This window comes from Rhizobium sp. BK060, from assembly GCF_014193145.1.
Taxonomy (GTDB): domain Bacteria; phylum Pseudomonadota; class Alphaproteobacteria; order Rhizobiales; family Rhizobiaceae; genus Rhizobium.
In genome coordinates this window covers 67652-75390 of the sequence record NZ_JACHYW010000034.1, presented here as the reverse complement: position 1 = coordinate 75390, position 7739 = coordinate 67652, and the positions used below count along the sequence as shown (strand labels likewise).

Genomic DNA, 7739 nt, shown 5'->3' with positions numbered 1-7739 from the left:
CGATGATCACCCACACCTTGGCCCTCGAAGACATCAACAAGGGCTTCGAGCTCATGCATTCGGGGACAAGCATCCGAAGCGTGGTACTGTATTGAGGAGAAGACGACGGAATGCGGCACGACTTTGAAATGGCCTGCGGCTTTTTCGCAAATTGATCCTGATTTGGGAGCCGTGGGCAGCTAAAGAGGAGGAGCTGAACATGCCAAGTCAAGTATCGATACACCCCGCCCTCGACGGCGGCGTGAAGAAAGGCCAGGCAAATTTTAATGGCGGCACGCTGGTCTGCGCTTGCACCGACCGCGCTGTCAAGGTCGCGATCAAGGGCACCATCGCCCACAATCACGCCTGCGGCTGCACCAAATGCTGGAAGCCGAAGGGAGCGGCCTTTTCAGTCGTCGCCGTGACCCCGCATGAAAACGTCACCGTGCTGGAGAATGGCGACAAGCTGCAGATCGTCGATCCGGATGCGCTGATCCGGCGCCACGCCTGCAAGGGCTGCGGCGTCCATATGTACGGACCGGTGGAGCGCGAACATGCGTTCAAAGGGCTCGACTTTATCCATCCGGAACGCTTCCAGGAAGGGGGCTGGCCGGAGCCAACATTCGCGGCCTTCGTCTCGTCGATCATCGAATCGGGCACCCCGCCTTCGGCGATGGCAGGTGTTCGTGGTCGCCTGAACGAACTCGGCCTCACGCCCTATGACTGCCTGAATCCGACGCTGATGGATGTCATCGCAACCTGGGTAGCTAAGAAGGCAGGCACGCTGAAGGAAGCCTGATGTCTTGAACGAAGGGCAGCCGTCGGACTATGAGACCCGAACGAACCGCCGCTACGGCCCCTCAGGGCCGCGTGGCGTTTCAGCCAAAGATTGAATTCATGATTTATGTCGATGCAGACGCCTGCCCCGTGAAGCCGGAAATCCTCAAGGTCGCCGAGCGCCACGGCATCGAAGTGACCTTCGTGGCCAATTCCGGTCTGCGCCCTTCGCGCGACCCGATGGTGCACAATGTCATCGTCTCGGCCTCGTTCGATGCCGCCGACAACTGGATTGCCGAACATGCCGGCGCCGGTGATGTGGTCGTCACCGCCGATGTCCCGCTAGCGGTCCGCTGCGTGGCGACCGGCGCCCTTGTCAGCGGTCCGACGGGTCGCGTCTTCGACAACACGAATATCGGCATGGCCAGCGCCATGCGCGATCTCGGCGCTCACTTGAGAGAGACCGGCGAAAGCAAGGGTTACAGTCCTGCCTTCGGCCCGAAGGATCGCTCCCGCTTCCTCGAAACTTTCGATCGCCTGTGCCGCCGGGCAAAGGCACCTACTCCAAGAACGGACGATAGAGAATGAACATCATTTCACAGACGACCGCCTTCGGCGGCATGCAAGGTGTCTTCACGCACCAATCCGACGCCTGCAAGTGCGATATGACCTTTGCAGTTTTCGTTCCCCCAAAGGCCATCAAAGAGCCCTGCCCTGTTGTCTGGTACCTCTCTGGCTTGACCTGCACGCATGCGAACGTCATGGAAAAGGGCGAGTATCGACGCATGGCTGCCGAACTCGGCTTGATTATCGTCTGCCCGGACACAAGCCCGCGCGGCAATGACGTACCGGATGAGCTCACCAATTGGCAGATGGGCAAGGGTGCAGGTTTCTATCTTGATGCGACCGAAGAGCCATGGTCGGAGAACTACCAGATGTACACCTACATCACCGAAGAGCTCCCGGCCTATGTCAGCCAACACTTCCGCATGGACATGAGCAGGCAGGGCATCTTCGGCCACTCAATGGGCGGGCATGGCGCAATGACCATTGCACTCAAGAATCCGGATCGGTTCAAGAGCTGCTCGGCGTTTGCGCCGATCGTGGAACCCTCGACCGCGGACTGGTCGGCTCCGGCGTTTGAAAAATACCTCGGAGCTGACCGCGCAGCCTGGCGCAAATACGATGCCTGCGCCTTGGTAAGCGATGGAGCACGTTTCCCTGAGTTCCTGATCGACCAAGGGAAGGCTGATGGTTTCTTGGAGAACGGGCTGCGTCCCTGGCTGTTCGAAGACGCCGTCAAGAATACTGATATCAAGGCCACACTGCGCATGCATGAGCGCTATGATCATTCGTACTATTTCATCTCGACCTTCATGGACGATCACCTGAAGTGGCATGCCGAGCGGCTTGCCTGAGGCACGCGCAAGAAACGGGTGGTAGGTCTGCCATGACGTTTCCTACGTGAGTTGAAGCGTTCCCAAAGTCCCGGGCTTGATCTGAACCCTGGCGCATCGGGAACGTCTTCGCTCTGAGGATGGAGACTTACGATGGCTTGGCTTCTGCTTTTTCTTGCCGGACTTTTCGAATGTGGCTGGGCGATCGGTTTGAAATACACCGACGGTTTCACGCGTCTGGTACCGACCACTTTGACCGCCATTTCCATGATCGTCAGCGTCGTGCTGTTGGGCATTGCCGTCAAGACGCTGCCGATTGGGACGGCCTACGCTATTTGGACGGGTATCGGTAGCGTTGGCACCGTGTTGCTCGGCATCTGGCTACTCGGTGATGCCGCCACTGCCCCACGTCTGCTCTGCATTTCAATGATTGTTGCGGGGATCGCCGGCTTGAAGGCCACGGCATGAGCTGCAGCCGCGGCCGGTAAAACCGGTCGCGGCATTTATCGCTGTTAGGCGGCCGCCTTGCGGTGGTCGATCGACAGAGCACCAGCTCCGGCGAAGAAGATGAATAGGAAGATGAAGCAGAATAGAATTGCAGCGTCGCCACCATTCAGGGCCGGCCAGAACGCCTTTGGTCCGTGCGCCATGAAATAGGCGACCGCCATCTGGCCCGACAGGATGAAGGCGACCGGCCGTGTGAACAGGCCGATCAGCACCATAAGGCCACCGACGACTTCGAGCAGAGCGGCAACCAGCATCAAGGGCGGCAGCGGGCCTTCCATTTGTGCAGCTGGGAACGCGAAAAGCTTCATCGTTCCGTGCTCGATAAAGAGCAGTGCCGTAATAACGCGCAAAGCGGCGAGCGAATAAGGCTGATATGCGCTCAGTCGTTCCAAACTCGACATGTAGACTTTCCTTTTGAGTAAAGACAGCGGAGCGTTAGCTGCTTCGCCAAAAGGAATGAAGACACGGATCGCTGACAGACGATCACTTCTTCTTGATTTTCCTTAGCTTTCCCCAATCTAGTCTCCTCAAAGCGGGATATTGTCGTGCTTCTTCCAGGGATTGCTCAGGTCTTTGTTGCGAAGCATCTTGAGGCCGCGCGCCAGGCGCCGCCGCGTAGAATGCGGCATGATCACCTCGTCGATATAGCCTCGTTCAGCTGCCACAAATGGTGAAAGGAAACGGTCCTCATACATCTTCGTGTGTGCAGCGATCTTTTCGGGATCGGCGATATCCTTCCGGAAGATGATCTCGACTGCACCCTTGGCACCCATGACCGCGATTTGAGCCGTTGGCCAGGCATAGTTCAAGTCGCCCCTCAGATGCTTGGATGCCATGACGTCATAAGCTCCGCCGAACGCCTTGCGCGTAATCACCGTCAGCTTTGGCACCGTCGCCTCTGCATAGGCGAACAACAGCTTTGCGCCGTGCTTGATCAGTCCGCCATATTCTTGAGCGGTACCCGGCAGGAAGCCGGGCACATCCACGAACGTTACGATCGGAATGTTGAAGCAGTCGCAGAAGCGGACGAACCGTGCCCCCTTTCGCGACGCATCGCTGTCGAGCACACCGGCCAGCACCATTGGCTGGTTTGCCACGAAGCCGACGGTCGAGCCCTCGATCCGACCGAAGCCGCAGACTATGTTTTTGGCGAAGCTTGCCTGGATCTCGAAGAAATCACCCTCGTCCACTGTCTTCTGGATCAATTCCTTGATGTCATAGGGTTTGTTGGCGTTGGCTGGCACCAGCGTATCCAGCGATGCATCGATGTCTGTCACCGGCTGGTAACATTCGATTTCCGGCACTGGCGAGGTGTTTGATTGTGGCAGAAGGTCAATAAGTCGGCGAACCTGCAGCAACGCCTCGACATCATTGTCGTAGGCGCCGTCGGCAATCGAGGACTTCGTGGTATGCACAGAAGCGCCGCCGAGCTCTTCCGCGGTGACGGTCTCGTTGGTGACTGTCTTCACCACATCCGGGCCGGTCACGAACATGTACGACGTGTCGCGGACCATGAAGATGAAATCAGTCATTGCGGGCGAATAAACGTCGCCGCCGGCGCACGGTCCCATGATAACCGAGATTTGCGGAATGACGCCCGACGCGAGCACGTTGCGCTGAAACACCTCAGCGTAGCCGCCAAGCGCAGCGACGCCTTCCTGGATGCGAGCACCGCCGGCATCGTAGATGCCGATGATCGGCGCCCTGTTTTTGAGCGCCATATCCTGCACCTTCATGATCTTCTCGGCATGCGCCTCGGAGAGCGAGCCGCCGAACACCGTGAAATCCTTGGCGAAAACGAACACGGTTCGTCCGTTCACCGTACCCCAGCCGGTGACGACGCCGTCGCCGGCAATCCGCGTCTTGTCCATGCCGAAGTCGCTCGATCGATGCTCGACGAACATGTCGAACTCCTCAAAGGAGTCCTCGTCGAGGAAGAGATCAATTCGCTCGCGCGCCGTCAGCTTGCCGCGCTGATGCTGCGCGTCGATACGCGCCTTGCCGCCACCGAGCCTTGCAATCCCTCGGCGACGTTCGAGTTCTTCAAGAATTTCCTTCATAGATACTCCTCACCGCGGATATCGCGGCCGGTTCAAGCGCGTCCGGCGCTTAGCGAGAAAGCCGAACGAATGCGGGCGGCGATGTCCTCGGCAAGGATTTCGTCGGCGGCCGTGGGACTGTTGGAGAAGCTCGTGACCTCGAACGAGCTAACGGCAATGACCGATCCGTCTTCGACCGAAGCAGCATCGATGCTGACCTTCGCGACATTCCGGCTCTTGTCGAGGCCCTGGCCCTTTTCGACGAACAGGATGCGGATCGTCAGCACGACGCGTGGATAGACTTCGGTCCGCACCGTAGCGTTGATCGCCGCATTTACCCGATCACCGACCCCGGCAAGGATTGCGGGCGGTATCTTCTGCGGGCTGACAACGACAGCGCTTCGGACGTCATAGACTGGGCCGGGTTGCTCCTTTGCGAAGAGCGAGCAGGACGCGAGGGCGATGCAGATAAGCGCAACCCGAAAAAAGCACGACTTGAGCCAGTTCATTAAAAAAATCCGCATCCGCCCCCGATAGAGTCGCAGATTTTCGCGATAACTGACATCAAAGCAATATGTTTCAGCCCTTCATGGCCAAAAAAACGTCCGCAGCGGCCTTGAAATCCTCGAAGCGCTTCTCCCGCCGTTCTTCGGCCTCTTCGTCGCTGCCCCAATGCTCGATTGTCCAGTCTTCGTCGAGATGTGCGAGCGACCAGACGTTCTTCGCCGATAGGACACGTTCGGCAAAGGCAAGCGCCAGCAGCGCCGAGCCGGTCAGCGTTGTGATGGTATGTAGGGCGGCGAGGACCGTGGCCTTGTCGTGCCGCTTCAACGCCGCGGAAAACGCGGAGATGGCTTCCGGTGGTTGATCGTGATGCATGACACCCTCGATCAGAATGAAGCGCGCGCCGAGCGAATTAGCGGCCCAATCGAGCACTGGATCCCAAAGCTCTTTCTGACGCTCGACGAGTTCCTGCGGTGCATCGGCGCGATAGCAGAGAAGATCACTTGAGGAGAAGCGCAGAATGTCGTCAAAGACGGCCTGCGTATCGGTTGCAACCCCGTCGATAGCGGTGTTGACGAGCCGGGTCACGGGCATGGTTGAAGGGTCGATGAGCTCGGCCTGTGCCTCCCATTCTGGCACAAGAAGTTCTGCAAGCGGCTTCGTCGCGACAACAAGCAGCTTGCGGGCTGGCGTCCGGATTGCCTTGCCATCCAGTTCGATCGAGAAGCCTTCGTCGAGTTCCCGGATTGTGACTGTCTTATAGAAGCGCTTCGGCAATGGCTTCTTCATCTGGATCTGGGCGCGACGGATTGGGTCTGGATGACTCAATCCTTCAGCTTGGTCGTTCAACAGATCACGCATACCTCACCTCAGGAAAAGTGCTTCAAAATATCGCTCGGATGGCGAACAATGCTGTCGGCACCCGCAGTCACCAGATCGTCCACGCTGGCATAACCCCACGACACACCTACCGCCTTCGCGCCCGCAGCCTTCGCCATCTGCATATCGTAGACAGCATCACCGATGACGATGGCATCGGCGGGATTCATGCCGGTCTCGCTGCAGCACTCCATTACCATAGCTGGATGCGGCTTCGATGGGCAGTCGTCCGCAGTACGCGAAACAATAAAATGTGGTGCAAGACCATGTTTTTCGAGGATGTGGATAAGACCGAGACGCGACTTGCCGGTTACCGCGCCGATCAGAATGTCATCGTTCCGCGCCAATTCATCGACCAGCGGCTTGATGCCGTTAAAGAGCGGCACGTCCATTCCAGGTTCGTCACGGACACCGGTATAGATCGCCCTATAATGCGCCGTCATCGCGATCGCTTCATCGTCGACATGAGGCTTTCCACGCATCCGCGCGATCGCGATATCCAGCGTCAGTCCGATGATCGACTTCGTCAACGAGACATCAGGCCGGTCATAGCCGAAATGCACGAATGTCCGCGCCATCACCTCATGGATCAGCGCGGCGCTGTCGACCAGCGTCCCGTCGCAATCGAAGAGTGCGAGCCTCATTCGTCGTCTTCCCTTTCCTGGGATGCGAGATCGAGGCCGAGCAGGTTCCAGGTCTGCACCATATGCGGCGGCAAAGGTGCACTGACGCGCAGTCTGCCGCCGGAGGGGTGCGGAATGTCGATCTTGCGCGCATGCAGGTGCAGCCGCTTCTGGATACCGCCCGGGACATCCCAGTTCGGATCCTCGATGAAATACTTGGGGTCGCCAATGATCGGGTGACCGATATGAAGCGCATGAACGCGCAGCTGGTGCGTCCGTCCGGTATAGGGTTCCATCTCGAGCCAAGCGAGGTTCTGCGCGGCGGTTTCCAAGACGCGATAGTAGGAAATCGCGTGATCGGCTCCGTCTTCGCCGTGCTTGGCAACACGCATCCGGTCGCCATCCGCGGTCGCTTCCTTCACCAGCCAGGTCGAGATTTTGTCCTCGTGCTTGCGCGGAACGCCTCTTACCAGCGACCAATAGGTCTTTTTGGTATCACGCTCGCGAAACGCTGCCGTCAGTTTCTGTGCGGCGCCTCGGGTGCGGGCGATGACAAGGACGCCGGATGTATCGCGGTCGAGGCGATGCACCAGCCTCGGCTTTTCGCCCTTCGGGCTGGTCCATGCTTCGAGCATCTTGTCGATATTCCGCGTCACACCAGACCCGCCCTGCACGGCAAGACCGGCCGGCTTGTTCAGGACGATCACCTTGTCGTCTTCATGCAGCACCATGCGCTGCAGAAGCTCGTAATCGCCCCCGTGTTTCAGATCATGGCCGGCGATCGGCGTGTTTTTCGACTTGGCGTCGACATCGAGCGGCGGCACGCGCACCACCTGCCCTGGCTGCACGCGCGTATCGCTTTTCACGCGTCCGCCATCGACGCGGACCTGACCCGATCGCAGAAGCTTCTGGAGTGGGCCGAAACCGAGCCCCGGGAAGTGCACCTTGAACCAGCGATCGAGCCGCATGCCCGCCTCGTCCAGCTCCACTTTTTTGTGTTCGATACCCGCCATACGTCATCTTTCGGAAAATGG

Annotated in this window: 10 protein-coding genes; 4 read left to right on the top strand and 6 right to left on the bottom strand. The window is 58.7% G+C overall.

The window, feature by feature from the left end:
• Window positions 1-199 precede the first annotated feature (199 nt).
• From gfa to sugE, 4 genes are all read left to right on the top strand, one after another.
• Complete coding sequence (gene gfa, locus FHT71_RS27415) at window positions 200-778, top strand: S-(hydroxymethyl)glutathione synthase (protein WP_132593073.1); 579 nt, start codon at window positions 200-202, stop codon at window positions 776-778.
• A gap of 98 nt (window positions 779-876) precedes the next feature.
• On the top strand, window positions 877-1344 hold the full coding sequence (locus tag FHT71_RS27410; RefSeq protein WP_132593075.1) for a YaiI/YqxD family protein: 468 nt from the start codon (window positions 877-879) through the stop codon (window positions 1342-1344).
• Complete coding sequence (fghA, locus tag FHT71_RS27405; protein ID WP_132593077.1) at window positions 1341-2174, top strand: S-formylglutathione hydrolase; 834 nt, start codon at window positions 1341-1343, stop codon at window positions 2172-2174. Before FHT71_RS27410 ends, fghA begins: the two co-directional genes overlap by 4 nt.
• A gap of 132 nt (window positions 2175-2306) precedes the next feature.
• The gene (gene sugE, locus FHT71_RS27400) at window positions 2307-2621 is read left to right on the top strand and encodes a quaternary ammonium compound efflux SMR transporter SugE (RefSeq protein WP_007789633.1); all 315 of its coding nucleotides are present in this window, start codon (window positions 2307-2309) and stop codon (window positions 2619-2621) included.
• A gap of 44 nt (window positions 2622-2665) precedes the next feature.
• Here the strand turns inward: sugE and FHT71_RS27395 are convergent, their stop codons facing one another.
• From FHT71_RS27395 to FHT71_RS27370, 6 genes are all read right to left on the bottom strand, one after another.
• Complete coding sequence (locus FHT71_RS27395) at window positions 2666-3061, bottom strand: DoxX family protein (RefSeq protein WP_132593081.1); 396 nt, start codon at window positions 3059-3061, stop codon at window positions 2666-2668.
• A gap of 126 nt (window positions 3062-3187) precedes the next feature.
• Window positions 3188-4720: an acyl-CoA carboxylase subunit beta gene (locus tag FHT71_RS27390; protein WP_007789629.1), complete on the bottom strand. Its 1533-nt coding sequence runs from the start codon at window positions 4718-4720 to the stop codon at window positions 3188-3190.
• Window positions 4721-4752: 32 nt separating this feature from the next.
• On the bottom strand, window positions 4753-5208 hold the full coding sequence (locus tag FHT71_RS27385; protein WP_007789628.1) for a hypothetical protein: 456 nt from the start codon (window positions 5206-5208) through the stop codon (window positions 4753-4755).
• Window positions 5209-5278: 70 nt separating this feature from the next.
• Window positions 5279-6064 (bottom strand): ATP12 family chaperone protein, encoded by a 786-nt coding sequence (locus FHT71_RS27380; protein ID WP_132593083.1) that lies wholly within the window; start codon window positions 6062-6064, stop codon window positions 5279-5281.
• A gap of 8 nt (window positions 6065-6072) precedes the next feature.
• A complete protein-coding gene (locus FHT71_RS27375) occupies window positions 6073-6726 on the bottom strand; it encodes an HAD-IA family hydrolase (protein ID WP_007789624.1) in 654 nt (217 codons plus the stop codon).
• Entirely contained in the window at window positions 6723-7718 is a 996-nt protein-coding gene (locus FHT71_RS27370; RefSeq protein WP_037081974.1) for an RluA family pseudouridine synthase, read from the bottom strand. The genes FHT71_RS27375 and FHT71_RS27370 overlap by 4 nt, the downstream gene beginning before the upstream one ends.
• Between the last annotated feature and the right edge of the window lie 21 nt (window positions 7719-7739).

What these genes read in the sequence shown, in the direction of transcription:
- gfa (WP_132593073.1), top strand. Translation starts at nt 200, where the DNA reads ATGCCAAGTCAAGTATCGATACACCCCGCCCTCGACGGCGGCGTGAAG.
- FHT71_RS27410 (WP_132593075.1), top strand. Translation starts at nt 877, where the DNA reads ATGATTTATGTCGATGCAGACGCCTGCCCCGTGAAGCCGGAAATCCTC.
- fghA (WP_132593077.1), top strand. Translation starts at nt 1,341, where the DNA reads ATGAACATCATTTCACAGACGACCGCCTTCGGCGGCATGCAAGGTGTC.
- sugE (WP_007789633.1), top strand. Translation starts at nt 2,307, where the DNA reads ATGGCTTGGCTTCTGCTTTTTCTTGCCGGACTTTTCGAATGTGGCTGG.
- FHT71_RS27395 (WP_132593081.1), bottom strand. Translation starts at nt 3,061, where the DNA reads ATGTCGAGTTTGGAACGACTGAGCGCATATCAGCCTTATTCGCTCGCC.
- FHT71_RS27390 (WP_007789629.1), bottom strand. Translation starts at nt 4,720, where the DNA reads ATGAAGGAAATTCTTGAAGAACTCGAACGTCGCCGAGGGATTGCAAGG.
- FHT71_RS27385 (WP_007789628.1), bottom strand. Translation starts at nt 5,208, where the DNA reads ATGAACTGGCTCAAGTCGTGCTTTTTTCGGGTTGCGCTTATCTGCATC.
- FHT71_RS27380 (WP_132593083.1), bottom strand. Translation starts at nt 6,064, where the DNA reads ATGCGTGATCTGTTGAACGACCAAGCTGAAGGATTGAGTCATCCAGAC.
- FHT71_RS27375 (WP_007789624.1), bottom strand. Translation starts at nt 6,726, where the DNA reads ATGAGGCTCGCACTCTTCGATTGCGACGGGACGCTGGTCGACAGCGCC.
- FHT71_RS27370 (WP_037081974.1), bottom strand. Translation starts at nt 7,718, where the DNA reads ATGGCGGGTATCGAACACAAAAAAGTGGAGCTGGACGAGGCGGGCATG.